We start from the raw sequence: 23,468 nt of genomic DNA, 5'->3' as shown, positions 1-23,468 counted from the left end.
GGCGACGGCTACGGACGTGGCTGGGGGGAGCAGGTGTCGGGGGACGGGGAGAGGCCGAGGGCCGTGCGGAGGCGGGCGACCGTCTCCTCCGGCGGGCCCGTGACGGGGGCGGTGAGGACGTCCTCGTCCGGGCCGGGGAGCTCCAGGTCGGCGAACTGGGAGTCGAGGAGGTCGGCGCTGAAGTAGTGGTCCTTGCGGGCCCTCATGCGGGCGGCGATGAGGTCGCGGTCGCCGTCCAGCAGAACGACGCGGACGCCGGGACGTCCGCCCGCCACCAGGTCGCGGTAGCCGCGTTTGAGGGCGGAGCAGGTGACGACGCCGGGACGTCCCGTGGCGAGCCGGTCGTCGATCCAGTCGGCGATGGCGCGCAGCCACGGGAGCCGGTCGGCGTCGGTGAGCGGATGACCCGCGCGCATCTTCTCGATGTTGGCCTCGGAGTGGAAGGAGTCGGCCTCGGCGTAGTCCCAGCCGAGCCGTTCGGCGAGGAGGCTCCCGATGGTGGTCTTGCCGCTGCCGGACACGCCGGCGATCACGACGACCGTGGGGGGCGGTGTCCCGGGGGGTCGCGGGGTCATGGTCAGGCGGTCACCACCGGTGCCCCGGACAGGACGACGCCCTCCTGCGCGAGCTCGTCCAGGGCGCGGTCGACGGTCGCCTTGCCGACCCCGGCGGTGAGGTCGAGGAGCACGGCGGTGCGCAGGCCGGCGCGGGCGGCGTCCACGGCGGTGGCGCGGACGCAGTGGTCGGTGGCGATGCCGGCGATGTCGACGGCGTCCACACCGCGGGCGGCGAGCCAGTCGGCGAGGGGCTGCTCGTCGTCGGACACGCCCTCGAAGCCGCTGTAGGCGGCGGTCTCGCGGCCCTTGCTGAAGACGGCCTCGATGGGCGCGAGCGCCAGGTTGGGGTGGAAGTCGGCGCCCGGCGTGCCGATCACGCAGTGCGGCGGCCACGTGTCGACGAAGTCGGGCTCGACGGCGAAGTGGTCGCCGGGGTCGAGGTGGAAGTCCCGGGTGGCGACGATGTGCGCGTACTCGCGCCGGTGCCCGGCCATGTACCCGGAGATGGCCGTCGCCACGTCCGCGCCCCCGCCGACCGCGAGCGACCCGCCCTCGCAGAAGTCGTTCTGCACATCGACGATGATCAGAGCCTTCTTGCCCATGACCGCTCCCTGTACGAGTCGCGCCGAACGAAGAGTCCGTTTCATCCGCTCTCGTTCGGGGTTGTGGCATTCTCGCCCCGGCACAGGATGAAAAGGGCTCAATGGGGACCGTACCCCAGCTCAACCGGGATGGTCTCAGCGGCGCGGGCCACCGTTGACGAACTCGGTGGGGACTGCGGGCTCGCCCTTGGAAAGCTGCGTCGCCGTCGCGGGCAGTTCGGCGACCGCGCGCGCGTGGCGTTCCCTGGCGTCCAGGAGCGATTCGCGTCCCACGACCTCGCCGTTCCGCACCAGCGGCACCTGCAGGACGCGGTCGCGCGGGCCAGGAGCAGGTTCTCCGGTGGAGATGGTCTCGGCGTGGGCGGTGCCGTGGCCGTCGATGCGGCGGACGGCCGTCTTGCGTCCGCCTCGGCTCGGCTTGCCGGTGGAGCGTTTCGCGACCGGGCGCATGGGCGCGTCGTCTTCGGGGCCGTCTGAGCGGGCGACGAGTTTGTAGACGAGGGACGCCGTCGGCGCGCCGGAGCCGGTCACGAGGGACGTCCCGACGCCGTAGCCGTCGACCGGCGCGGCGGCGAGGGCGGCGATGCCGAACTCGTCCAGGTCGCCGGTCACCACGATCCGCGTGTCGTGCGCGCCGAGGGAGTCGAGCTGGTCGCGGACGCGCCGCGCCATCACCCCGAGGTCGCCGCTGTCGATGCGGACGGCCCCCAGCGACGGCCCGGCGAGCTCGACCGCCGTGCGGACGGCCCGTTCGACGTCGTACGTGTCGATGAGGAGCGTGGTGCCCTCGCCCATCGAGGCGAGCTGCGCCTCGAAGGCGTGGCGCTCGCTGTCGTGCAGGAGCGTGAACGAATGCGCGCTCGTCCCGGCGGTCGGCACCCCGTAGAGCCGTCCCGCCTCCAGGTTGGACGTGGTCGCGAACCCCGCGACGTACGCGGCGCGGGCGGACGCGACGGCGGCGCGCTCGTGGGCGCGCCGCGACCCCATCTCGATGATCGGACGGTCCTGCGCCGCCCGCACCATCCGGGACGCGGCCGACGCGATCGCGCAGTCGTGGTTGAGGATCGACAGCGCGAGGGTCTCCAGCAGGCCGGCCTCCGCGAACGTCCCCTCCACCACCAGGATCGGCGATTCCGGGAAAAAGCAGTCGCCTTCGGCGTAACCCCAGACGTCTCCGGTGAAGCGGTACTTCTCCAGCCATTGCGCGGTGGGCTCGTCCACGACGCCGTTGGACGTCAGGTAGTCGAGTTCGGCGGTGTCGAAACGGAAGCGCTCGATGGCGTCGAGGAGGCGTCCCGTCCCGGCGATGACGCCGTAGCGGCGTCCGGCGGGCAGGCTCCGCGCGAACACCTCGAACACGGCGCGCCGGTCGGCCGTCCCGCTGCGCAGCGCGGCTTGGAGCATGGTCAGCTCGTACCGGTCGGTCAGCAGGGCAGTACCGTCACCAAGGTCCACAAGTGGAACCTTACGGCTCGCCGCGGGCACGATGGTCGTGCAGGCCGCCACACCCGGGGACGGGTGGCGCATAGCATCGGGTGCGGTGGGCCACCGACTTCACGAGAGAGGGGGCGACGCGGAATGAGCGCCATGAGCACGGCGCCCGCGCCCGTCGAACTGGAGCGGCCGGACGTCGAGGAGGACGTCAGCGCCGATCGGCCCTGGCTGGCCATCGTGTGGAACGACCCGATCAACCTGATGTCGTACGTCACGTACGTGTTCCAGGCCGTCTTCGCCTATCCCAAGCCGAAGGCCGAGAAGCTGATGCTCGACGTGCACCACAAGGGCCGCGCCGTGGTCGCCAACGGCACCCGCGAGGAGATGGAGCGCGACGTGGAGATCCTCCATTCCTACGGCCTGTGGGCCACCGTCAAGCGGGACGACTGAGCGCGTGGGCGGAACGAGCGAGCACCTAGGCGAAACGGCCGCGGTCGTGGGCGGAGCGAGCCGATGAGCCATGTGAAGAAGACCCGCCAGGGCGTCCGGGTGCGGCTGGAGGCCGAGGAGGTCGCGCTCCTGCGCGCCCTCATGGAGCAACTGCTCGCGCTGCTCGGCGACGCCCCGGGCGCGGACGACGAGCTGGCGTCGATGGGCATCGCCGAGAACGCCACCACGCCGGACGACCCCGTCCTGGCGCGGCTGTTCCCCGACGCCTACCGCGACGACGGCGAGTCCGCGGAGGAGTTCCGCCGCTACACCGAGATGGGGCTGCGCGACGGCAAGCGCGAGGCGGCCGGGACGGTGCTGGCCTCGCTGGCCGGTCCCGGGTCCGAGGCCGTCCTGGACGAGAAGCAGGCGCAGGCGTGGCTGCGGGCGCTGAACGACGTCCGGCTGGCGCTCGGCACCCGGCTCGACATCACCGAGGAGTGGTACGAGGAGGCGGAGACCATGACCCCGGACGACCCGCGCGCCCCCATGTTCGCCGCCTACGACTGGCTCACGTCGTTGCAGGAGAGCCTGGTCCGCGTCCTCTGGTGACGGCCCGCGCGGTGTGCGGACGGCGCGGCCCGGGGACGGCGCGGCCCGGGGACGGCCCAGGACGCGCCGCCGGGTAGCCTTCGGGCATGCTGACGATCGAACGGGCCCTGGTCGACAAGATCGTCGCGCATGCGCGCGCCGACCACCCCGACGAGGCCTGCGGCGTCATCGCCGGCCCCCTCGGCTCGGACCGGCCCGTCCGGTACATCGCGATGACGAACGCCGAGCGGTCCCCGACGTTCTACCGGTTCGACTCGCAGGAGCAGCTCAAGGTGTGGCGGGAGATGGACGACCGGGACGAGGAGCCCGTGGTGATCTACCACTCGCACACCTCGACGGAGGCGTACCCGTCCCGCACGGACGTGTCCTACGCCGCCGAGCCGAACGCCCACTACGTGCTCGTCTCCACCCGCGACGAGGACGACTCCGAGTTCCGGTCGTACCGGATCGTGGACGGCGAAGTGACCGAAGAAGAGGTCGCGATCGTCGACTCCTACGCCTGATGGCGCAGGGGATCGTCCGGGACGCGACCGGTAAACTGGCCGTCATGTGGACGAGCGTGCAGGGAACGGTCGGCGTACGGCGCCGCGCCGGTTCCGTCGCGGTCCCACCCGTACAGAGCTTCCTGTTCGGGCATTCGCGCGCCGAGGTCGTCTACGACTGTCGCTGACGCGCTGATCCTGCCTGGAACATGCCCGGAATCATCCCGCTGCCCGCCCGGTTGTGAGCAGGTTAGAGGGCGGGGAGCCCCGTACGACGTAGAAGGAGACCACCGCGATGGCGATCGAGGTCCGGATCCCCACGATCCTGCGCAACCTCACCGACGGCGCCAAGGCCGTCGAAGGCAAGGGCGGCACGCTGGACGAGCTGTTCACCGACCTGGACACGCGGCACGCCGGCCTGCGCGACCGGCTGGTCGACGGCAAGGGCCTGCGCAAGTTCGTCAACGTCTACCTCAACGACGAGGACGTGCGCTTCCTCGGCGGCCTGGACACCGAGGTCGCCGACGGCGACAGCGTCACGATCCTGCCCGCCGTGGCCGGCGGCTGACCGGGACCCGCGAGCAGACTGATGCGTTTCGACTCGCTGCTGGACTCGCTCGGCGGCACCCCGCTGGTCGGGCTGCCGCGGCTCTCGCCGTCCGCCGAGGTGCGGCTCTGGGCCAAGCTCGAGGACCGCAACCCCACCGGCTCGGTGAAGGACCGGCCCGCCTTCTACATGATCGAGAAGGCGGAGAAGGAGGGGCTGCTGACGCCCGGCTGCACGATCCTGGAGCCGACGTCCGGCAACACCGGCATCTCCCTCGCCATGGCCGCCACGCTGCGCGGCTACAAGATGATCTGCGTGATGCCGGAGAACACGTCCGCGGAGCGCCGCCAGCTGCTGGAGATGTGGGGCGCGCGGATCATCTTCTCGCCGGCGGCGGGCGGGTCGAACGAGGCCGTCCGGGTCGCGAAGGGCCTGGCGGCGGAGAACCCCGACTGGGTGATGCTCTACCAGTACGGCAACGAGGCCAACGCGCTCGCGCACTACGAGACGACCGGCCCCGAGATCCTCGCGGATCTCCCGACCGTGACGCACTTCGTCGCGGGGCTCGGCACGACGGGCACGCTGATGGGCGTCGGCCGGTTCCTGCGCGAGCGGGTGCCGGACGTCAAGATCGTCGCGGCGGAGCCCCGGTACGGCGACCTGGTGTACGGGCTGCGCAACATCGACGAGGGCTTCATCCCCGAGCTGTACGACGACTCCGTCCTGACCACCCGGTTCTCCGTCACGTCCGGGGACGCGCTGCGCCGCACCCGCGAGCTGCTCCAGCAGGAGGGGATCTTCGCCGGCATCTCCACCGGCGGCGCGCTGCACGCGGCGATCGGGATGGCGAACAAGGCGGTCAAGGCGGGCGAGCGGGCCGACATCGCGTTCGTGGTCGCGGACGGCGGCTGGAAGTACCTGTCCACCGGCGCGTACGGCGGCACCCTGGAGGAGGCGGAGGCCCGCCTCGAAGGGCAGCTCTGGGCCTGACCCGTGCCGTCCCGGTAGGGTGCGTTCTCGAACGTCATTCTAGATTCGCGGGAGGGCGCGGGTGATCGGGTTCGGTGCGGCGACCGCGGTGGAGCAGGCCGGGGAGGGCCGGTACGAGACCGTCCTGGACGCAGGCTACGGCATGGCCGAGGCGCTCAACGGCGGCTACCTCATGGCCGTCCTGGGCCGCGCCGCCGTCGCCGCCTCCCCGCACGCGCATCCCGTCTCGACCGCGGTGACCTTCCACCGCGTCGCCAAGGCCGGCCCCGCCCAGGTGCACGTCGAGCCCCGCAAGGAGGGGCGCACGGCCGCCACGTCGCGGGTCACGCTCGTCCAGGACGGCCGTCCCGCCGCGGACGCGCTGATCACCACCGCCACCCTCGACGCCGCCGCCGAGCCCGGCTGGGCCGGCGCCGCGCCCGCCGGGCTGCCGCCCCTGGACGAGTGCACCGAGGTCCGGCCACCGTCCGGCAGCAGCGGCTTCGTCGACCGAGTCGAGATGCGCTTCGACCGGTCCACGATGGGCTGGCTGGACGGGCGGCCCAGCGGACGCCTGGAAATGCGCGCCTGGTTCCGGCTCCGCGACGGCTACGAGCCCGACGCGTACGCGCTCGCCATCGCCGTGGACGCGCTGCCGCCCGTCACGCTGAACCTCGGCGCGCGGGGCTGGGCGCCGACCGTCGAGCTGACCTGGCACATGCGGGCCGTCCCCGCGCCGGGCTGGCTCGCCGTCCACGGCGACGGCCGCCTCCTCGCCGACGGCTGGTTCGACGAGCAGGTCGAGGTCTGGGACTCCGCCGGACGCCTCGTCGCCCAGAGCCGCCAGCTCGCCCGCGTCCCCCGCCCCTGATTCTCGGGCGGCAGCTGATCCGCGGGCGGCCGCGTCCCCAGCCCTGATCCCGGGGGGCGCGTCCTCGGGCCTGATCCGCGTCCGGGGCCGTCCACGACCGGATCGCGCGCGCACCACGCGGGCCGGGCGGCCTTTCCGCCGCGTGACGATGTGATGTCCAACGCATGACGCGCCCGCGCGCGGCCGTGTCGCTTAGCCTTGTGGACCATGTCAGACCCATTCCGGGGGGACGGCCTCCCCGACGCCCCCAACGAGGTCTTCGACAGCGGTCGCGGACGCCGCGACGGCGCGCTCCGGCCCGGCCGCACACATTACCCGCACGTGGTGGACGCAAACTCGATTGTCGTCGGGGACCGGGTCACACTGGTGTCAAGCACCGACGAGACCGCCAAGGACGTCTACCGGGCGCCGCCCGATCGGGGACCGGCCCGCGCCGGGCCGGTGCCCCGGCCGCGGCGCCGGTCCCGGCTCTGACCACCTGATTCCTCGGGGACCCAAAGGAGGAGTGAGCGTGCGGGTCACAGTGATCGGCTGCTCCGGCAGCTTCCCCGGACCGGAGAGCCCCGCGTCCAGCTACCTGATCGAGGCGGACGGCTACGCGCTGGTGCTCGACCTCGGCAACGGCGCGCTCGGGTCGCTGCAGCGCTTCCGCTCGCTGTACGAGATCGACGCCGTCTGCATCTCGCACCTGCACGCCGATCACTGCCTCGACCTGTGCGGATACTGGGTGGCGCGCACGTACCGGCCGAGCGGCCCGGCGCCCCGGATCCCGGTGCACGGCCCCGAGGGCACCGCCGCCCGCATGGCCAAGGCGTACGACCTCGACCCCGAGCCAGGCATGTCCGAGGCGTTCGACTTCCAGACCCTGCGCCGCGGCCCCTACGAGATCGGCCCGTTCCGCGTGACGACCGCGCTGATGCCGCACCCCGTGGAGGCATACGCGTTCCGCATCGAGCACGGCGGCAAGACCCTCGCCTACTCCGGCGACACGGGCGCGTCGGAGACGCTGGTCGAGCTGGCGAGCGGCGCCGACCTCTTCCTCTGCGAGGCGTCCTTCCTCGACAAGCCGGGCCTCCCGGCCGAGCTTCACCTGACCGCCCGCGAGGCCGGCGAGCACGCCGCCCTGGCCGGGGCGGGACGGCTCGTCCTCACCCATCTGGTGCCGTGGAACGACGCCGACGTCTCCCTCAAGGAGGCCAGGGGGAGCGGCTACGAGGGCCCCATCGACCTGGCCCGCGTGGGCGCCCAGTACACCCTCTGAGTCCCGCTAGGGTGGAGCGCATGCCTCGCCCCGATGATCGCGCGTCCGACCAGCTCCGGCCCGTCCGCATCCAGCGCGGATGGCTCGACCACGCGGAGGGGTCGGTGCTCGTCGAGTTCGGCAAGACCCGGGTGCTGTGCGCCGCGTCCGTGCAGGACTCGGTGCCCCGCTGGCGGCGCGAGAGCGGTCTCGGCTGGGTCACCGCCGAGTACGCGATGCTGCCCCGCGCCACCAACACCCGCAACGACCGCGAGGCCGTCCGGGGCCGGATCGGCGGCCGCACCCACGAGATCTCCCGGCTGATCGGACGGTCCATCCGCGCCTGCGTCGACTTCAAGGCGCTCGGCGAGAACACCGTCCAGCTCGACTGCGACGTCCTCCAGGCCGACGGCGGCACCCGCACCGCCGCGATCACCGGCGCGTACGTGGCGCTGGCCGACGCCGTCGCCTGGATGCGGGAGCGCAAGCTGCTCAGGGGCGGGGGCGAGCCGCTCATCACGTCCGTGGCGGCGGTCAGCGTCGGCGTCGTGGACGGCGAGCCCCGCCTCGACCTCTGCTACGAGGAGGACGGCGCCGCCAACACCGACATGAACGTGGTCTGCACGGGCGACGGCCGCTTCGCCGAGGTGCAGGGCACCGCGGAACGCGCCCCGTTCGACCGCGCCGAGCTGGACGCGCTGCTCGACCTCGCCTCCGCCGGCTGCGCCGAGCTGACCCGCCTGCAAACGGCGGCCCTCGCCCGATGACGAGGCCCGCGCCCGATGGCGAGAGACACCCGATGACGAGGATCGTGCTCGCCACCCGCAACCGGGGCAAGGTCGCGGAGCTGCACCGCATCCTCGGCGACCTCGACGTCGCCGGGCTGGACGAGTTCCCCGGCGCGCCCGACGTGCCGGAGACGGAGCTGACGTTCGAGGGCAACGCGCTGCTGAAGGCCCGCGCGATCTCCGCGTTCACCGGCCTGCCCGCCGTCGCCGACGACTCCGGCCTGTGCGTGGACGCCCTGAACGGCATGCCGGGCGTCCTGTCGGCCCGCTGGTCGGGACGCCTCGGCGACGCCACCGGCGACCGCGACGCCGCGAACCTCCGGCTCGTCCTCGACCAGATCGGCGACGTGCCCGACGGTCAGCGCGGCGGGGCGTTCGTGTGCGCGGCCGCCCTCGTCGTCCCGGGCGGCGTCGAGCACTGCGTGGAGGGACGGCTGCGCGGCGCCGTCGTCCGCGAGCCCCGCGGCACGGGCGGCTTCGGCTACGACCCGGTGTTCGTCCCGGACGGCGAGACCCGCACGACCGCCGAGATGCCGCCCGAGGAGAAGGACGCCATCAGCCACCGCGGCCGCGCGTTCCGCGCCCTGGCGGCCCTGATCCCCGCCGCCCTCTCCTGACCCGCCGACCGGCCCTCCCGCCCGCCGACGGGCCGTCCCGCCCACCCGACCGGCTGGCCTGACCGCCGACCGGTGGCCTGGTCGGCTGATCTGCTAGCGGGACCGGAGGCGCACGAAGGTGCCGTCCCAGCCCGCGCGGAGTTCCATCAGGTCGACGAGGAGGCGGACGGTCCACAGGCCGAAGCCGCGCTGGAGGGCCGAGTCGGGCGGGATGAATCCCGTGAGCGGGCTCGGACCCGGACGCCAGAATCCGTTGTCGCCGATCTCGCAGACGAGGTCGGCGCCGTCCTGCCACACCCAGAGGCCGATCGGGGGCGTGCCGTGCTGCAGCGCGTTCGCGGCGACCTCGTTGGCGGCGGTGACGAGGTTCTGCGCCCGCTGCTTGGCGAGGCCGTGCTTGCCCGCGCGCTCGCCGACGAACGTCCGCAGCTTGTGCAGGTCGTCGCCGTCGATCGGAAGGTAGTCGGCGTCGCGGGGACGGTCGAAGCGCAGGCCGCGGTCGCAGCCGGAGCCGAACACCACCGGGTCGACGTACTCGTCGCTGGGGCAGCGCTGCCCGGAGGTCAGCAGCCAGGGGTGGGTGCGCCGCGCCTCCGCGACGACACGGGGCGGCAGCGTCGCGCTGTCGTAGGGGCACAGCGCGCTGGCCCCGGAGTCCTGGAACACCACGTTGATGAGGGACTCGTAGCGGATCCACTCCAGGGTCTGCCGCTCGTCCCAGCCGTCCCAGACGGGCTCGGCGAGCGCGCAGACGGTGCGCGGCGCGCTCTGCTTCACGACGTTCTGGTAGTCCCGCAGGGTGTGGACGGGATGCCGGTAGAAGTCGGCCGAGTCGAAGTAGTCGATCGGCGGGGCGTCGGACGCGAGCACGTCCCGCAGGGCGGCCAGGTTGGGTTCGCGGGCCACCGCGATCACGGCCTGGCCCTGTTCCAGCCCGGACTTGAGGAACGGGACGGTGACGGCCAGGAATTCGTCGACGTCGCGGTACAGGAACGCTCCGTGCTCCAGGGTCATCGGCCGACCCCCTCCGCACCGGGGACCGGTCGGCTGACGCCGCGGTCGGCGCCCCGTTCGCCGTCGCGCCCGCCTTCGCCCCCGCTGCCTCGGGTGAGGCCCGGCAGCCGGTGCCAGCCGACCATCTCGATGACGCCCTCCACGTCCGGCGCCAGGTGGTCGAGCACCAGCGGCTCGCCCGCCGGCAGGACGGTGGCGTGCCGCGCCAGCAGGTGCAGGCCGGCCAGGTCGATGAACGCGAGCCGGGAGAAGTCCAGATGGACGCGGCCACGCTCCCTGCTCACCTGGGTGAGCTTCTCGGCGAACACCGCGTGCCGCGCGGCGTCCAGCTCGCCTTCGACGCGCAGGCCGTCGGGTTCGAAAGTGCGCACTATCTTCAGGATCCCGTCATCGAATTCGGGGTTCACTTCCACGAGGACCTCGTGTGTGTCGCGGAGGGCGATGAGCTCTTCGCGCGGGCACGCGTGCCGGTCGATCTGGCAGATGGCCATCGCCATCGTGCTCGGCGACACGGCGTCGCCGACCCGGTGCTCGCAGCCCAGGATCTGGCCGAGGTCGGAGCGCCGCGGCTCGTCCAGCAGCCAGGTGTAGTCGGTGGTGATGCGGACGGCGCGGAAGCCCTGCCCGAACGCCGCGTCGACCTCGCGGCCGAGGGTGTCCAGCATCATGGCGGGCTCGAAGCCGCCGTACCGGTCGAGGCAGGCGTCCCGCCGTGAGATCACCTGCAGCTGGCCGGCCCTGCGGTAGGCGTCCACGTCGATCCGGTGCCTGGGCCCGAGGCCGGGGAGCCGCTCGGGCTGCGCGTCGGTGACGTACACGACCTTCTCGTTCGTCTGCAGGCCCTCCTGGACGAAGGGCCCGATGACCCGGTCACGCTCCTCGAAGCCGCTGTAGGCCAGCCAGCCGTGATCTCCGGGCCGGACGCCGCTCACGGGGCGCTTGGCGAACCAGGGTGTCTCCATGGCCTGCCCATCGAGTTCGGTGATTGGTTCAGCGTACGCCGCCGCGAGATTTTTGGAAGCCCAACGCATGGAGTTCCTCACGCTCCGTCGACGGCGGCGGGATCGCCGGAGGTGGGGAGCGTGAGCCGCAGCCGGACGACGCTGCCGTGGTCGCCCGTCCGGATCTGCACGATCGAGCACAGGAGGCGCACCGCCCACAGGCCGAACCGTCCGCCGGACCCGGTGTCCCCGCGGCGCGGCGGGATCAGCCCGTACCCGGTGCCCGGCGGCCATCGGCCCTCGTCGCCGACCTCGCAGACGAAGGCGGGGTCGGCGGCGTGGGCGTCCGTCCACATGCGCAGGACGATGGGCGGCTCGCCGTGCCGCAGCGCGTTCGTGACGACCTCGGTGACCGCGACGAGGAGCCGCTGGACGTCCTCCTCGGGCAGCGGCGTCTGCCGCGCGTACTCGGACACGTAGGCGCGCAGCCAGTACAGGTCCGGCCGGTCGATCTTGAACGTGTCGGCGTCGGGCGGCGGCTTCGGCAGCGGCTCCCGGTCGGACTGCGCGCAGTAGGCCCACGGGTCGACGAAGCCGGGGTTGGCGAGGGCCCGCGCGCCGCGCACGGTCTCGGGGTGCGTCTTGCGGGCCGCCGCGACGACGCCCGGCGGCAGCGTGGCCGCGTAGGGGCACAGGACCGACGCGCCGGTGCCGCGGAACGCGACGTTCACGACGGCCTCGACCCGCTGCCACTCGGCGACCTCCAGCGGCGACCGCGACGCCCACACCGGGTCGCCGAGGACGCGGAGCCGGCGTCCCCGCCAGGCGGTGTCGTCGGCGTCGCTGAGGCAGTCCGCGAGCGTCCGGGACGGGTGCGCGTACCAGGTGGACGCGTCGGTGAACTCGACGTCCGCGGCGGCGGGGCCGAGCACGTCGCGCAGCAGCGTCTCGCGCGCGGTCCCGCAGACGGCGAGGACGCGGTCGCCGGCGTCCACCCCGTCGAGGAGGAACGGGACGGCGCCGTCGAGGAACTGTTCCATGCCGTCGTAGGGGAGCACGCGGTGCGTGAAGGAGTCGTTCACGGCGGTCCCGCCGGGCTTGCGATCATGGCGTCACCGACTGTGCGGGCGGACGGACCCATCAAGCCTAGGCCGCCCGCGACCGCCTGCCGAGGCCGTTCCGCAAATACCGTGCCGAGATTCTCAGGGCCCCTGTCCGCAATTGCGGGGAGGGTGCGTCCCTTACCCGGACGGCCGGTCCGCGGCCCGCCGCGGCGCCGCGAAATCCGTTCACGGGCCCGCCGATCAGAACGCTAAGCTGAACGCGTTTCCCTGAGGAAACGTCGGCGGGCGTGGCGAAATCAGGTATACGCGGCAGGTTTAGGTCCTGTTGGTGGCGACACCGTGGGGGTTCGAATCCCCCCGCCCGCACTGTGTTTACCCAGGGGGGCGACCCCCTGGAACCCCCGTTACCGGCCGGTGAACCGTTTCCCGAGCCGCTGGCGCGTCTCGCGAAACGGCCCTCCGACCGGCGGGTCGTGCGACCTCCGGCGCTGGGCGCCTACGGCCGCACGACCCGTGGCCCCGGCTGAGGTCTCGTCCAAGAAGGTCGGACCGGGGTCAGAGGTCGAGGTCGCGGCGGAGGCGGTCTACGTGGCCGGTGGCCTTCACGTTGTAGTACGCCTTCTCGATCTTGCCCTCGGCGTCGATGATGAAGGTGGAGCGGATGACGCCGACGACGACCCGGCCGTACAGCTTCTTCTCCCCGTACGCGCCGTACGCCTGGAGGACCTCGGTGTCGGCGTCGGACAGCAGCGGGAAGGTCAGGCCTTCCTTCTCCCGGAACTTGGCGAGCTTGGCCGGCTTGTCGGGGGAGATGCCGACGACCGCGACGCCGGCGTCCGCCAGCTCGCCGAGGCTGCCCTGGAAGTCGACCGCCTCCTTGGTGCAGCCGGGCGTCAGGGCCGCGGGGTAGAAGTAGAGGATCGCGCGCCGCCCGCGCAGCGACGCCAGCGACACCGGCTGGGCGTCGGCGTCGGGAAGCTCGAAATCGGGGGCGACGTCGCCCGGCTGCAGCCGCTCGGACACCCTGACCCGCCTTTCGCTCGGAAGATGGGTCCAACGGTACCGGCTGGGGTGCGGCGGACGTCCGGCGGGAAGACCTGCCACACTGTTCGGATCACTCGCTGGTCATGGTTTCGCCCGACACGATAAGGACACGGCATGGCTGAAAGGGCCCGGGACCCGGACGCGCTGGAACGGGAGCTCGACCTCACCCGGCAGAGCTTCGCACGGACCATCGACGAGCTCGCCGCCCGGGTCAATCCCAAGAACGTCGCGCACCGGGGCACCGAGCGGCTGAAGGAGGAGGCGGGTCAGGTCGTGCGGGCCGTCGGCTCGATGGTGCGTCCGTCCGAGGGGTCCGGCGACACCGACGGCAAGGACGCCGAGGGCGGCGGGATCGACAAGCGCCTGGTGGCGGTGGGCGTCGGGGCCGCCGTCACCGTGACCGCCCTGATCCTCTGGAGCCGTAGGCGCAGGCGCCGCTGAGCCCGGCCCCCGAGGCGCCGGTCCGCGGTCTGCGGCCGGCGCCTTCGCGTGTCTGGACGGCGCGGCCGCGCGGCTGGCCGGAGGCGGGGCGCTGGACGATCGTCCGGCGGAGCAGTTCGGCGACGCTTCGCAGCTCGGCCAGTTCGGCGCGGCACGGCGGGCAGCCGAGCAGGTGCGCCGACAGCTCGTCCGCCTCGGCGCCGGGCAGCCGTCCCAGGGCGTACACGCCGAGGCCGATGCGGAACTCCCCGCAGTCCGGTCCTCCCACATCATGGAGTACGGGTTCCGGGCCTTGCCCGTTCAGCGGCGTCGTCTGCCAGCGGCCTTGGGCCGGGCGGGGTCAGTGTGCGTTGAGGTCGGGTGGGGTCACGGTGAAGCGGGCCTCCACGGCGGCGCGGACGATCTGCGTCGCGGGCTCCAGGTCGATCGGCTCGGGCTCCTCGGGCGCGCCGCCCACGCCGCCGTACGCGGCGGCCAGCGCGACGGGGCCGCCGGTGTCCTGGTGCCGGCCGAGGCCCTCGTCCGACAGCTCGACCAGTCCGGTGAGCCGGGCGCCGAGCGCCTCGGCGTAGCTGCGGGCGCGTTCGACGGCCTCGTGCGCGGCCTCCCGCGCCGCTCGTCCGTACACCTCGCTCTCGCGCCGCAGCTCCCACTCCGGGCCGTCCACGTAGGTGCGCTCCATGTCGCCGAGCCGGGTGATCAGCTCCCCGAGGATCCCGAAGTCGCTCACCGTGATCTTGATCCAGACGGTGCCGCGGTAGGCGCGGACGTCGCCCTCGCGCCGCTTGTACTTCAGCAGCGGCGTGATCGACAGCCCGCCCGTTTCCAGCTTCTCCACGGCCTCGCCGTAGGACCTGACCAGGTCGAGGCAGCGCTGGTTGCGCTCGGTGAGCCGGTCGACGGCCGTGCGCCGGTCGGACTCCTGCGACTGGACGTGCACCGACAGCCGCGCGATCTCCGGCTCGGCCTCCAGCACCGCCTCACCGCGAACACTGATCATCGGAGCGTCGCTCATACCCCCAACCTAGACCTCCGCGGACAGGACCTCAGCCGCCTCCGTTGAACGGGACCCAAGCCGGGGTCACGGGTCGTGCGGCCGGAGGCGCCCCGCGCCGGAGGCCGCACGACCCGCCGGTCGGGGGGCTGTTTCACGAGACGCGCCAGCGGCTCGGGAAAGGGTTCCCCGACCGGTGACGGGGGTTCCAGGGGGTCGTCCCCCTGGGTTGGAAGCGCCGTTTCGCGAGACTCGCCAGCGGCTTGGGAAAGGGTTCACCGGCCGGTGGCGGGGGTTCCAGGGGGTCGCCCCCCTTCACAAGAAGGTGCGGCCTTCGCCTCGGTAGGTGGGGACCGTTCGGGTGATCTGGTCGCCGTCGATCAGGTGCAGGGCGTCGAAGCGTTCGCACAGCTCGCCGGCCTTGGTGTGCCGGAACCAGACGCGGTCGCCGACGGAGAGCAGGTCGGCGGCGTGTCCGAGCAGCGGCGTCTGCACCTCGCCCGCGCCCTCGTCGCGGTCGTAGGCGAGACCGGCCGGGAGGTACGGCTGCGGGAGCCGGACGGCGTCGCCAGGACCGGACGCCAGGTAGCCGCCGCCGAGGCAGGTCGCCACGCCGGGCCCCGGGCGCCGGACGACGGGCAGCGCGAACAGCGCGGCGGGGCGCCCGCTGAAGTTGGAGTACTGGTCGAACAGGTGCGGCTGGTAGAGCCCGGAGCCCGCCGCTACCTCGGTGACCGCGCGTTCGGCGGCCGTCGTCTCGACGCTGCCGGTGCCGCCGCCGTTGACGAACTCCAGGTCGGTGAGCCCGCGCACGGCCCGGACGATCGCGGCGCGGCGGCGGGCCAGCTCGACCCGGGACCGCCGCTGCACGGCCCGGATGGCGCGGCCGCGCGCGGGCCGTCCGGGCGGGACGTCCCCGACGCCGGCGATCTGCGCCTCGTACGCCATCAGCCCGACGAGGTCGAGCGACGGCCGCTTGAGCACCCGCTCGGCGAACGCGGCGACCTCGGCGGGGGTGCGGAGCGGGGAGCGCAGGGCGCCGATCCTGACGCGTCCGCCGAGGGGGCGGTAGGAGGCGTCGATGTCGATGCACACGCGGATCCTGCGGTCGCCGGCGGCGTCCTCGATCAGGGCGAGATGCTCCGGCGAGTCGGTCATGAGCGTGACGGCGCGGGCGGCGGCGGGGTCGCCGGCCAGCTCGGCGACGGCGGTGCGGTCGGCGGTCGGGTAGGCGACGAGGACGTCGTCGCTGACGCCCTCCCGCGCCAGCCAGAGGGCCTCGGGCAGGGTGAACGCCATGATCCCGGCGAAGCCGTCCAGGGCGAGGACGTCCGCGAGGAGGGCCCGGCAGCGCACCGACTTGCTCGCGACCCGGATCGGCTTGCCGGCGGCGCGGCGGGCGAGGCCGGCGGCGTTGGCGCGGAAGGCCGCCAGGTCGACGACGGCGAACGGCGCCTCGACCCCGGCCGTCGCGGCGTCGTAGCGATCCCGGAGGTTCATGCTCGTCACGCCGTCCAGTATAGGGATAACGTGAAAACCTCTCACATACGCTGTGAGGACCGGTCAACACGTCCGTGGACGCGCGCGGCGTGGCGGGCGGACGCATCGCGCGGCGCGGCGGGTGGGGGGCGCGTAAGCTCGGAGGACGTTCTGAGCTGCCGTTTCCCGTGCGAAAGATGAGACCGTGAACGAATATGTGCTGACCCTGTCATGCCCCGACCGGCCCGGCATCGTCGCCGCCGTCTCGGGGCTGCTGGCCGAGCGCGGGTGCAACATCCTGGAGAGCCAGCAGTTCGGCGACGGCGAGTCCGGCACGTTCTTCATGCGGGTGCAGTTCGCCGCCCTGGACGACACCGACCCCGACGAACTGCGCGGCGCGTTCGCGTCCCTGGTGCCCGAGCTGGAGCTGGACTGGCGGCTGCACGCGCTCGCCGAGCGGCCGCGCGTCCTGATCATGGTGTCGAAGGGCGGGCACTGCCTGAACGACCTGCTCTACCGGACGCGGTCCGGGCTGCTCGACATCGAGATCGTCGCGGTCGCGTCCAACCATCCGGACCTGCGGCCCCTCACCCAGTCGTACGGGATCGACTACCACCACCTCCCGGCCGGGTCCGGCGGCAAGGCCGCGCAGGAGGCGGAGGTCCTGACGCTGGTCGAGCACTACGGCGCCGACCTGGTCGTCCTCGCCCGGTACATGCAGATCCTGTCGGACGACTTCTGCGCCAAGCTGCCCGGCGCGATCATCAACATCCACCATTCGTTCCTGCCGAGCTTCAAGGGCGCCCGCCCCTACCATCAGGCGCACGCGCGCGGCGTGAAGCTGATCGGCGCCACCGCGCACTACGTCACCGCCGACCTGGACGAGGGCCCGATCATCGAGCAGGAGGTCGCGCGCGTCGACCACACCCACAGCCCGGAGGAACTCGTGGCCGTGGGACGCGACGTCGAGTGCCTCGCGCTGGCCCGGGCCGTCCGCTGGCACACCGAGCACCGCGTCCTGCTCAACGGCGACCGCACCGTCGTCTTCCGCTGACCTGCGCTTTTGCCGCCCGATGATCGGGTGGGATGTCGGCATGGCGTGTTTCACTCCACGTGACGATGCCTCACCATGGGTGATGATGTCGGACGTGCCGATGGCTCACGGGGGTGGCCATGACCGAGACGCTGGTCAAGGACCTGATCGAGGAGGCGCAGAACGAGCGGCGGGCGCGGCGGCTGGCCGTCCGCGAGTTCCGGCCCCGGCGCGCGGTCGCCGGGGCCGCGGCCGCGCTGCTGGTCACCGCGGCCGGCGGGATCGCCGCGATCGAGCTGCTGGCCGCGGCGCTCGGGTCGGGCGTCCACCCGGTGCCGGGCGTGGCCGCGGCCGCAGCCACGCTGCGCCACCGCGCCTGGCATGACCCGGACGTCCTGCTCGGCGGGGCGGCGATCGCCGTCCTCGGGCTGGCGTTCCTGCTGGCCGCGCTGCCGGGACGCCTCCGCGGCATGCCGCTGGCCGGGGCCGACCCGCGCCTGGCGGGCGCCGTCGGACGCGCCGCCCTGCGCCGCACCCTGGCGGACGCGGCGCTCGGCGTGCACGGCATCGAGCGCGCCCGCGTCCGCGGCCCGGGCCTGTTCCGCAGGCGCCTCGTCGTCCGGGCGAGCACGCACTACCGCAACCCGGCGAACCTGGCCGAGCTGGTCGGGCACGCCGTCGGCGAGCGCCTCGACCGCATCGAGCCGATGCACCGGCCGGACGTCGACGTCCGGCTCGGCTGGCGGAAGGACTGACATGAGGATCGCGATCGCGGTGACCGGGGCGGTCCTGCTGCTGTGCGGCGGCGCGGTGCTCGCCGCCGGTCTCGGCGCGTTCGACGCGCTGGGCGCCGTCTCGGACAGGACGCCGCTCGACCCCGCCCTCATCCGGTTCGTCGACGGCAACGGCTGGTTCCTGCCCACCGCCGCGGGCGTCGCGGAGGCGGTGGCGCTCGCCGGGCAGCTGTGGCTGGTCCTGCAGTGCCGGTCGCTCGTCCACCGGTGGCGGCCGGACGTCGACCCGAAGATCCGCGTCCTCGCCCGGGCCGCGGCCGACGACCTGAACCGGGACGCGCGGGGGCTGCCCGGCGTCCGGGACACCCGTGTCCGGCTCACCGGCACGGTCACCAGGCCCCGGCTCCGCGTGCGGGTCGCCTGCGCGGACGACGCCGTCCTCAGCGAGGTGTACGGCGAACTGGGCGCGGGCCCGGTCGAGCGGTACCGCCGCGCGATCGGCATGCCGGACCTGCCGGTGGTGATCCGCTTCCGCGCCGCCGCCACACGCCCGGGACGGCTGCGCCGCCGCCCACGTCCAGAAACCACCTGAAACCGCCAGGAACCGACGCCCGCCAGGAGCCGAGGCCTGCCAGGAGCCGACGCCCGCCAGGAATCGACGCCCGCCAGGAACCGACGCCCGCCGGTACCGGCCGGGCCTGAAGTTCTGGTGGGGAGTTGACGGCCTGGGGAAGGGCCGCCCGGTGTCAGGAGCGGGGTGACTCTGACACCGGGCGCCCGGCTCCGGCCAGATCGGCAGCATGGCGACGGCCCGCCTGCCGGCCGGCCCGGGCATGGGTCGGCGGGTCCGACGATGAGAGCCGACCTCGTCCACCGGCTGAAACCCGCCGGGCTCGTGGAGCCCGGCGCGTGCCGCGCGTTTTGGTGCGGCGGACGTTCTGGCGATGTGCCCGGCCGGCCGGTGATGCGCCCGGCCAGGCCTACCCTGGCCATCCCTACGTACCGCGCGGTATGCGAAGCCGCGATGCCCCAAGCTGAGAAGCAAGGAGCGGCGCCCGTCCGGTCCCGCGCATTGCGGGGGCAGCGGATCCTGGACGGGCGCCGGCGCCTTGGCAGGCGCCCATGCGCCAAGCGGAGCGGGCGCATGCACACGGCGGACGCCTGCGTGTGGAAAAGGCTCGCAGGTCAGAAGCATGAATCGGCGTGGGCGGAGATCCGTGCACCCGTGACTATGCGCGGTCCCGTAACGATGGTCACGCTTGTGTACATTTCGTTCACGGCGTGGAGCGACGAAAGGTGCGACAGTGCGGCGTCCCGGATGGACGGCGCCCGGCCGCTGGAGCCTGGCGCGGCAGCTGCTTGTGCTGCAGGCCGCGATCGTCGGCCTGCTGGTGGCGGCCGGTGCGACCATCGCCTACCTGGACGCCGGACGCGCCGCCGACGAGGCCGCCCGGCAGAAGGTGACGGGGGTCGCGGCGAGCATCGCGAACGCCCAGAACATCCAGGCCGCGCTCGCCACCCCGAACCCCAGCGTCCTGCTGCAGCCGTACGCCGAGCGCGTCCGCCGCGACACCGGCGTCGACTTCATCACGATCATGAGCCCGGACGGGATCCGCTACACGCACCCGAACCCGGACCGGATCGGCGGGCACTTCGTCGGCAACACCGCGGCCGCCCTCGCCGGACGGACGTTCACCGAGACCTACACCGGCACGCTCGGCCCGTCCGTCCGCGCGGTCACGCCCGTGTACGACGGGCAGCGCCGTATCGTCGCGCTCGTGTCGGTCGGCATCACGGTCCGGGTGATCTCGGCGGAGCTGCGGCAGCGGATGCTGTCCTTCGTCGCGGTCGCCGCCGCCGTCCTGGCCGCCGGGCTCGGCTGCAGCTACCTGGTGTCCGCGCGGCTCCGCCGGCAGACGCGCGGCGCCGCGCCCGGCGAGCTGCGCGAGATGTTCGAGTACTACCAGGCGATCCTGCACGCCGTCCGCGAGGGCCTGCTCCTCCTGGACCGGACGGGACGCATCGTCCTCTGCAACGACGCCGCCCGCGACCTGCTCGGCCTCCGGGACGCGTCGCGCGGACGGCCGGTCGCCAAACTCGGGCTGTCAGACGAGCTGGTCGCCACGTTCGTGTCCGGCGAGCCGCGCTCGGACGAGATCCATGTCGGCGACACGCGCGTCCTCGTCGTGAACACCTCACCGGTCAAATCGCGGGACCGGGCGATGGGCAACGTCGTCACCCTCCGCGACCACACCGAGCTGCTGGGGCTGACCGGCGAGCTCGACACGGTGCGCGGCTTCGCCGAGTCGCTGCGCTCCCAGGCCCACGAGGCCGCGAACCGGCTGCACACGGTGGTGTCGCTGGTGGAGCTCGGCCGTCCCGACGACGCCGTCGAGTTCGCCACGGCGGAGCTGGCGACCGCGCAGCGGCTCACCGACCGGGTCGTCGGCTCGGCGACGGAGCCGGTGCTGGTCGCGCTGCTGCTCGGCAAGTCCGCGGAGGCGGGGGAGCGCGGCGTCGACCTCGTCGTCACCGACGACACCACCATCGAGGGCGTGGTGGAGCCCCGCGACCTCGTCACCATTCTCGGCAACCTCATCGACAACGCCGTCGACGCCGCCCTCGCGGGCGCGGGCAAGCGCCCGCCCCGCGTGGTCGTCAGCGCCAGGAAGGACAACGGCGAACTCGTCCTGCAGGTCGCAGACAGCGGGCCCGGCGTCGACCCGGACGCCGTGCCCGAGATGTTCCGGCGCGGCTGGACGACCAAGACGTCCGTCGGCCCCGTCGGCCACGGCCTCGGCCTCGCGCTGGTGGGCCAGGCCGTCCGGCGGCACCGCGGCGACATCCACGTCGGCCACGACGGCGGCGCCATCTTCACCGTCCGACTGCCCCTGGAGTCCCGATGATCAATGTGCTCGTCGTGGAGGACGATCCCGTCGCCGCCGAGGCGCACCGCTCCTACGTCGGCCGCGTCGCCGGGTTCACGGTCGCCGGCGTCGTCCACTCCGGCGCGGACGCGCTCCGCTTCTGCGAGCGGACGCCGGTCGACGTCGTCCTGCTCGACTTCTACCTGCCCGACACGCACGGCCTCAAGGTGTGCCGCGCGCTCCGGGCCGGCGGCAGCGACGTGGACGTCATCGCCGTCACCTCCGCCAGGGACCTCGCGGTGATCCGCTCGGCGGTGTCGGTCGGCGTCGTCCAGTACCTGCTCAAGCCGTTCACGTTCGCGTCGCTGCGCGACAAGCTCGTCGCGTACGCGCGGTTCCGGGAGCAGGCCGTCGGCTCCGGCGAGGTCAGCGGCCAGGCCGACGTGGACGGCATGCTCGCCGCGCTCCGCAGCCCTGACCACCGGTCGCTGCCGAAGGGCATGAGCCGCGAGACGCTCCAGGCCGTCACCGAGGTGCTCGCCGGCGCGCACGACGGGCTGTCCGCCGCCGCGGCCGCCGACCTCACCGGCGTCTCGCGCGTCACCGCCCGCCGCTACCTCGAATACCTGGCGGAGAACGGCCTGGCCCGCCGCCGGCCCCACTACGGTCAGGTCGGCCGCCCGGAAGTGCGCTTCTATCCCGGGTAGACGGGGTACGCATGGGACGACGGTGAAACGACATGGGGGAGTCGTCGTGAACGAGAAGCCGGAGAAGGCCAAGTCCGAGACGACCGGGAAGGACCGCGAGAAGCGTCCGCCCGCCAAGGACAAGCCCCAGCCGAAGAAGAAGCCCGGCGACGCCGCCCGGAAGATGCGCGAGATGTTCAAGGGCTAGCCCCCGGTGCCGTTTCCGGGGCCGCGGGCGTCCGCCGGGACCCGCCGTTTCGGGTCGGGGCCCGGCGACGCCCGCCCGGGTAAACCGGCGTTGACCTGGTCTTTCTCCGTAGCGGCGGTTCGGTGCGGCGTCCGCGAGCATGAACCGGACGTCAGCCGACGCGTGGGAGACCTCGCGAGCGGGACCGGACCGGGGGCTGCCGGGGGCGACCCCGCAGAGGGGGCAGAGTCATGAGCCAGGACGACGGGCCGGGCGCCGGCCGGGGCGGCGCCGGGACGTTGCGCAAGCGCGGCGCCGACGGCGGCTCCAGCGAACTCGTCACGCCCGGCGGCCGCACCAGGATCGCCGACGCCGTCGTCGCCAAGGTCGCGACGATGGCGGCCAAGCAGGTCGGCGGCGTCCACGAGATGGGCGCCGGGATGTCCCGCACGATCGGCTCCGTCAGGGAACGGCTGCCGGGGGTGGCGTCCGACGCCACCCAGGGCGTGGACGTGCAGGTCGGCGAGCGCCAGGCGGCCGTCGACATCGACCTGGTCGTGGAGTACGGGCTGTCCATTCCCGACCTCGCGGGCGCGGTGCGCGACAACGTCATCACCGAGGTGGAGCACATGTGCGGGCTGGAGGTCGTCGAGGTGAACATCACGGTGGACGACGTCCACGTCGCGGGGGAGGACTCGGAGGAACGGTCCGAGGAGCCCCGCGTCCGATGATCGCCTGGACGGACACGGTGCCCGCGACCCCGCCCCGGGAATCCCGCACCGGCCTGGCGGACCAGGTCGCCGAGGCGGCCATGGCCTGCCCGGACGTGCGGACGCTGTCGTCCGGCCCGCACGGCCGCGTCGCGACCTACCGCGCGGGCCTGCCGCTGGCGGGCGTCGCGGTGCGCGACGGCGAGGTCGAGGTCGGCGTGGTCGTGCGCTACGGGCGGCCGCTCCCCGAGATCGCCGAGGACGTCCGCCGCCTGGTCCGCCCGCTGGCCGGGCGGCGCACGGTCGACGTGCTCATCGCGGACCTGACCGATGACTGACGGCCCGAGAGGAGGTTCCGGGATGGACGTGAAACCGCCGTGGCCCCTGGTCGGGCTGGCCTTCGGAGCGGCGCTCGGCTTCGCCGGGGCGTTCGGCGGCTTCGGCGCGTTCTTCATCGTCCTGTTCCTCGGCGCGCTCGGCTTCCTGATCGGTCGCGCCATCGAGGGCAGCCTGGACCTCAGACAGCTCTTCACCTCCACGAACACCGGCCGCCGCCCCCGATGACCGGCCCACGACGAGCACCGGGAGAGCCAAGATGACGGACGCCGGCCAAGCCAGACCGGCCACCCCAGACCCGAACGACCCGCCCCCCACCCCACACGCCACGTCAGACAGCACTTCGGACGATGCACCGGGCACCGCGTCAGGCGCTGTGGCGGGCGGTGCGTCAGGTGGGGTGGCGGGCGGTGCTGCGGGCGGGGTGGGGGACGGTGGGCGTGGCGGGGAGCGGGGGCGGACGGTCATCCGTGATCGGGTGGTGGCGCGGATCGTGGCCGAGGCGGCGGCGGAGGTCGACGAGTCCGGCGGGCTCACCCGAACGGTCCTCGGAGTCCCGGTCCCCGGGCGCGGGCCGGTGCGTACCGAGGTGCGGGTGCACGGGGACGTCGTCACGGCTCGCGTGGCGATGTCGGTGCCCTACCCGTTGCCGGTGCGCGAGGTCGCCCGGCGGGTGCGGGAGAGCGTGCGCGGGCGGGTGGCGGAGCTGACCGGCTTCACCGTCCGGCAGGTGGACATCGACGTGGACGAGCTCGGCCGTCCCGCCGCGGGCGACAGGACCCTGCTGTGA

The 23,468-nt window shown here is 73.3% G+C and carries 32 protein-coding genes and 1 tRNA gene; 23 read left to right on the top strand and 10 right to left on the bottom strand.

The genetic code is table 11. The features are described from left to right. Nucleotides 1-8: 8 nt before the first annotated feature. The 3 genes from ACH34T_RS01600 to ACH34T_RS01590 form a co-directional block, all read right to left on the bottom strand. The gene (locus ACH34T_RS01600; RefSeq protein ID WP_395990093.1) at nucleotides 9-575 is read right to left on the bottom strand and encodes a gluconokinase; all 567 of its coding nucleotides are present in this window, start codon (nucleotides 573-575) and stop codon (nucleotides 9-11) included. Between the two features lie 2 nt (nucleotides 576-577). Continuing rightward, on the bottom strand, nucleotides 578-1,159 hold the full coding sequence (locus tag ACH34T_RS01595; protein ID WP_395990092.1) for an isochorismatase family protein: 582 nt from the start codon (nucleotides 1,157-1,159) through the stop codon (nucleotides 578-580). Between the two features lie 135 nt (nucleotides 1,160-1,294). After that, complete coding sequence (locus tag ACH34T_RS01590; protein WP_395990091.1) at nucleotides 1,295-2,614, bottom strand: nicotinate phosphoribosyltransferase; 1,320 nt, start codon at nucleotides 2,612-2,614, stop codon at nucleotides 1,295-1,297. Nucleotides 2,615-2,746: 132 nt separating this feature from the next. On the opposite strand from ACH34T_RS01590, the gene clpS reads away from it, so the two are divergent. From clpS to rdgB, 11 genes are all read left to right on the top strand, one after another. Continuing rightward, nucleotides 2,747-3,043, top strand: coding sequence for an ATP-dependent Clp protease adapter ClpS (clpS, locus tag ACH34T_RS01585; protein ID WP_395990090.1), 297 nt, complete (start codon nucleotides 2,747-2,749; stop codon nucleotides 3,041-3,043). A gap of 63 nt (nucleotides 3,044-3,106) precedes the next feature. Beyond that, a complete protein-coding gene (locus ACH34T_RS01580; RefSeq protein WP_395990089.1) occupies nucleotides 3,107-3,634 on the top strand; it encodes a DUF2017 domain-containing protein in 528 nt (175 codons plus the stop codon). Nucleotides 3,635-3,720: 86 nt separating this feature from the next. Next, on the top strand, nucleotides 3,721-4,137 hold the full coding sequence (locus ACH34T_RS01575) for a Mov34/MPN/PAD-1 family protein (protein ID WP_395990088.1): 417 nt from the start codon (nucleotides 3,721-3,723) through the stop codon (nucleotides 4,135-4,137). After that, the gene (locus ACH34T_RS01570) at nucleotides 4,137-4,304 is read left to right on the top strand and encodes a hypothetical protein (protein WP_395990087.1); all 168 of its coding nucleotides are present in this window, start codon (nucleotides 4,137-4,139) and stop codon (nucleotides 4,302-4,304) included. The genes ACH34T_RS01575 and ACH34T_RS01570 overlap by 1 nt, the downstream gene beginning before the upstream one ends. A 107-nt stretch (nucleotides 4,305-4,411) precedes the next feature. Then, the gene (locus tag ACH34T_RS01565) at nucleotides 4,412-4,684 is read left to right on the top strand and encodes a MoaD/ThiS family protein (RefSeq protein WP_395990086.1); all 273 of its coding nucleotides are present in this window, start codon (nucleotides 4,412-4,414) and stop codon (nucleotides 4,682-4,684) included. Between the two features lie 21 nt (nucleotides 4,685-4,705). Next, entirely contained in the window at nucleotides 4,706-5,653 is a 948-nt protein-coding gene (locus ACH34T_RS01560; protein WP_395990085.1) for a PLP-dependent cysteine synthase family protein, read from the top strand. Nucleotides 5,654-5,714: 61 nt separating this feature from the next. Next, nucleotides 5,715-6,503: a thioesterase family protein gene (locus ACH34T_RS01555; protein WP_395990084.1), complete on the top strand. Its 789-nt coding sequence runs from the start codon at nucleotides 5,715-5,717 to the stop codon at nucleotides 6,501-6,503. A gap of 207 nt (nucleotides 6,504-6,710) precedes the next feature. Beyond that, complete coding sequence (locus ACH34T_RS01550) at nucleotides 6,711-6,977, top strand: hypothetical protein (RefSeq protein WP_395990083.1); 267 nt, start codon at nucleotides 6,711-6,713, stop codon at nucleotides 6,975-6,977. 37 nt (nucleotides 6,978-7,014) lie between these two features. Next, complete coding sequence (locus ACH34T_RS01545) at nucleotides 7,015-7,764, top strand: MBL fold metallo-hydrolase (RefSeq protein WP_395990082.1); 750 nt, start codon at nucleotides 7,015-7,017, stop codon at nucleotides 7,762-7,764. 20 nt (nucleotides 7,765-7,784) lie between these two features. Next, nucleotides 7,785-8,510 carry a ribonuclease PH gene (rph, locus tag ACH34T_RS01540; protein ID WP_395990081.1) on the top strand — a complete coding sequence of 242 codons (726 nt, stop codon included), beginning with the start codon at nucleotides 7,785-7,787 and terminating at the stop codon, nucleotides 8,508-8,510. 32 nt (nucleotides 8,511-8,542) lie between these two features. Then, a complete protein-coding gene (gene rdgB, locus ACH34T_RS01535) occupies nucleotides 8,543-9,148 on the top strand; it encodes an RdgB/HAM1 family non-canonical purine NTP pyrophosphatase (protein WP_395990080.1) in 606 nt (201 codons plus the stop codon). Between the two features lie 93 nt (nucleotides 9,149-9,241). Here rdgB and ACH34T_RS01530 read toward each other — a convergent pair whose 3' ends face one another. The 3 genes from ACH34T_RS01530 to ACH34T_RS01520 form a co-directional block, all read right to left on the bottom strand. Then, a complete protein-coding gene (locus ACH34T_RS01530; RefSeq protein ID WP_395990079.1) occupies nucleotides 9,242-10,162 on the bottom strand; it encodes an anti-sigma factor RsbA family regulatory protein in 921 nt (306 codons plus the stop codon). Next, nucleotides 10,159-11,124: an MEDS domain-containing protein gene (locus ACH34T_RS01525; RefSeq protein ID WP_395990078.1), complete on the bottom strand. Its 966-nt coding sequence runs from the start codon at nucleotides 11,122-11,124 to the stop codon at nucleotides 10,159-10,161. The genes ACH34T_RS01530 and ACH34T_RS01525 overlap by 4 nt, the downstream gene beginning before the upstream one ends. Before the next feature lie 77 nt (nucleotides 11,125-11,201). Continuing rightward, on the bottom strand, nucleotides 11,202-12,185 hold the full coding sequence (locus ACH34T_RS01520) for an anti-sigma factor RsbA family regulatory protein (protein ID WP_395990077.1): 984 nt from the start codon (nucleotides 12,183-12,185) through the stop codon (nucleotides 11,202-11,204). 263 nt (nucleotides 12,186-12,448) lie between these two features. On the opposite strand from ACH34T_RS01520, the gene ACH34T_RS01515 reads away from it, so the two are divergent. Further along, nucleotides 12,449-12,533: transfer RNA gene (locus ACH34T_RS01515), tRNA-Leu, on the top strand. Nucleotides 12,534-12,722: 189 nt separating this feature from the next. On the opposite strand, the gene bcp is transcribed toward ACH34T_RS01515, so the two are convergent. Continuing rightward, the gene (bcp, locus tag ACH34T_RS01510) at nucleotides 12,723-13,190 is read right to left on the bottom strand and encodes a thioredoxin-dependent thiol peroxidase (RefSeq protein WP_395990076.1); all 468 of its coding nucleotides are present in this window, start codon (nucleotides 13,188-13,190) and stop codon (nucleotides 12,723-12,725) included. A gap of 135 nt (nucleotides 13,191-13,325) precedes the next feature. Between bcp and ACH34T_RS01505 the strand changes: the two genes are divergently transcribed. Continuing rightward, nucleotides 13,326-13,652: a DUF3618 domain-containing protein gene (locus tag ACH34T_RS01505; protein ID WP_395990075.1), complete on the top strand. Its 327-nt coding sequence runs from the start codon at nucleotides 13,326-13,328 to the stop codon at nucleotides 13,650-13,652. On the opposite strand, the gene ACH34T_RS01500 is transcribed toward ACH34T_RS01505, so the two are convergent. From ACH34T_RS01500 to ACH34T_RS01490, 3 genes are all read right to left on the bottom strand, one after another. After that, the gene (locus ACH34T_RS01500) at nucleotides 13,603-13,920 is read right to left on the bottom strand and encodes an anti-sigma factor family protein (protein WP_395990074.1); all 318 of its coding nucleotides are present in this window, start codon (nucleotides 13,918-13,920) and stop codon (nucleotides 13,603-13,605) included. The genes ACH34T_RS01505 and ACH34T_RS01500 overlap by 50 nt on opposite strands. 72 nt (nucleotides 13,921-13,992) lie before the next feature. Then, the gene (locus ACH34T_RS01495; protein WP_395990073.1) at nucleotides 13,993-14,667 is read right to left on the bottom strand and encodes an SIMPL domain-containing protein; all 675 of its coding nucleotides are present in this window, start codon (nucleotides 14,665-14,667) and stop codon (nucleotides 13,993-13,995) included. Between the two features lie 294 nt (nucleotides 14,668-14,961). Then, complete coding sequence (locus ACH34T_RS01490) at nucleotides 14,962-16,146, bottom strand: amino acid deaminase/aldolase (RefSeq protein ID WP_395990346.1); 1,185 nt, start codon at nucleotides 16,144-16,146, stop codon at nucleotides 14,962-14,964. A 184-nt stretch (nucleotides 16,147-16,330) separates the two neighbouring features. On the opposite strand from ACH34T_RS01490, the gene purU reads away from it, so the two are divergent. The 10 genes from purU (at nucleotide 16,331) to ACH34T_RS01440 (ending at nucleotide 23,468) form a co-directional block, all read left to right on the top strand. Continuing rightward, nucleotides 16,331-17,179 carry a formyltetrahydrofolate deformylase gene (gene purU, locus ACH34T_RS01485; RefSeq protein ID WP_395990072.1) on the top strand — a complete coding sequence of 283 codons (849 nt, stop codon included), beginning with the start codon at nucleotides 16,331-16,333 and terminating at the stop codon, nucleotides 17,177-17,179. 119 nt (nucleotides 17,180-17,298) lie between these two features. Continuing rightward, nucleotides 17,299-17,913: a DUF6286 domain-containing protein gene (locus ACH34T_RS01480; protein ID WP_395990071.1), complete on the top strand. Its 615-nt coding sequence runs from the start codon at nucleotides 17,299-17,301 to the stop codon at nucleotides 17,911-17,913. Between the two features lies 1 nt (nucleotide 17,914). After that, nucleotides 17,915-18,484, top strand: a complete 570-nt coding sequence (locus tag ACH34T_RS01475) for a hypothetical protein (protein WP_395990070.1) — start codon at nucleotides 17,915-17,917, stop codon at nucleotides 18,482-18,484. A 712-nt stretch (nucleotides 18,485-19,196) separates the two neighbouring features. Continuing rightward, nucleotides 19,197-20,798: an ATP-binding protein gene (locus ACH34T_RS01470; RefSeq protein ID WP_395990069.1), complete on the top strand. Its 1,602-nt coding sequence runs from the start codon at nucleotides 19,197-19,199 to the stop codon at nucleotides 20,796-20,798. Continuing rightward, complete coding sequence (locus ACH34T_RS01465; protein ID WP_395990068.1) at nucleotides 20,795-21,466, top strand: response regulator; 672 nt, start codon at nucleotides 20,795-20,797, stop codon at nucleotides 21,464-21,466. Before ACH34T_RS01470 ends, ACH34T_RS01465 begins: the two co-directional genes overlap by 4 nt. Before the next feature lie 46 nt (nucleotides 21,467-21,512). Continuing rightward, complete coding sequence (locus ACH34T_RS01460) at nucleotides 21,513-21,653, top strand: hypothetical protein (RefSeq protein ID WP_395990067.1); 141 nt, start codon at nucleotides 21,513-21,515, stop codon at nucleotides 21,651-21,653. 230 nt (nucleotides 21,654-21,883) lie between these two features. Then, the gene (locus tag ACH34T_RS01455) at nucleotides 21,884-22,363 is read left to right on the top strand and encodes an Asp23/Gls24 family envelope stress response protein (protein ID WP_395990066.1); all 480 of its coding nucleotides are present in this window, start codon (nucleotides 21,884-21,886) and stop codon (nucleotides 22,361-22,363) included. Further along, complete coding sequence (locus ACH34T_RS01450) at nucleotides 22,360-22,680, top strand: hypothetical protein (protein WP_395990065.1); 321 nt, start codon at nucleotides 22,360-22,362, stop codon at nucleotides 22,678-22,680. The genes ACH34T_RS01455 and ACH34T_RS01450 overlap by 4 nt, the downstream gene beginning before the upstream one ends. Before the next feature lie 22 nt (nucleotides 22,681-22,702). Then, the gene (locus tag ACH34T_RS01445; protein WP_395990064.1) at nucleotides 22,703-22,906 is read left to right on the top strand and encodes a hypothetical protein; all 204 of its coding nucleotides are present in this window, start codon (nucleotides 22,703-22,705) and stop codon (nucleotides 22,904-22,906) included. A gap of 31 nt (nucleotides 22,907-22,937) precedes the next feature. Next, nucleotides 22,938-23,468 carry an Asp23/Gls24 family envelope stress response protein gene (locus tag ACH34T_RS01440; protein WP_395990063.1) on the top strand — a complete coding sequence of 177 codons (531 nt, stop codon included), beginning with the start codon at nucleotides 22,938-22,940 and terminating at the stop codon, nucleotides 23,466-23,468.

Source organism: Actinomadura sp. 9N215, from assembly GCF_044326345.1.
GTDB lineage: Bacteria > Actinomycetota > Actinomycetes > Streptosporangiales > Streptosporangiaceae > Spirillospora.
The sequence above is the reverse complement of the archived record's forward strand: the minus strand, read 5'-3'. Positions and strand labels throughout refer to the sequence as shown.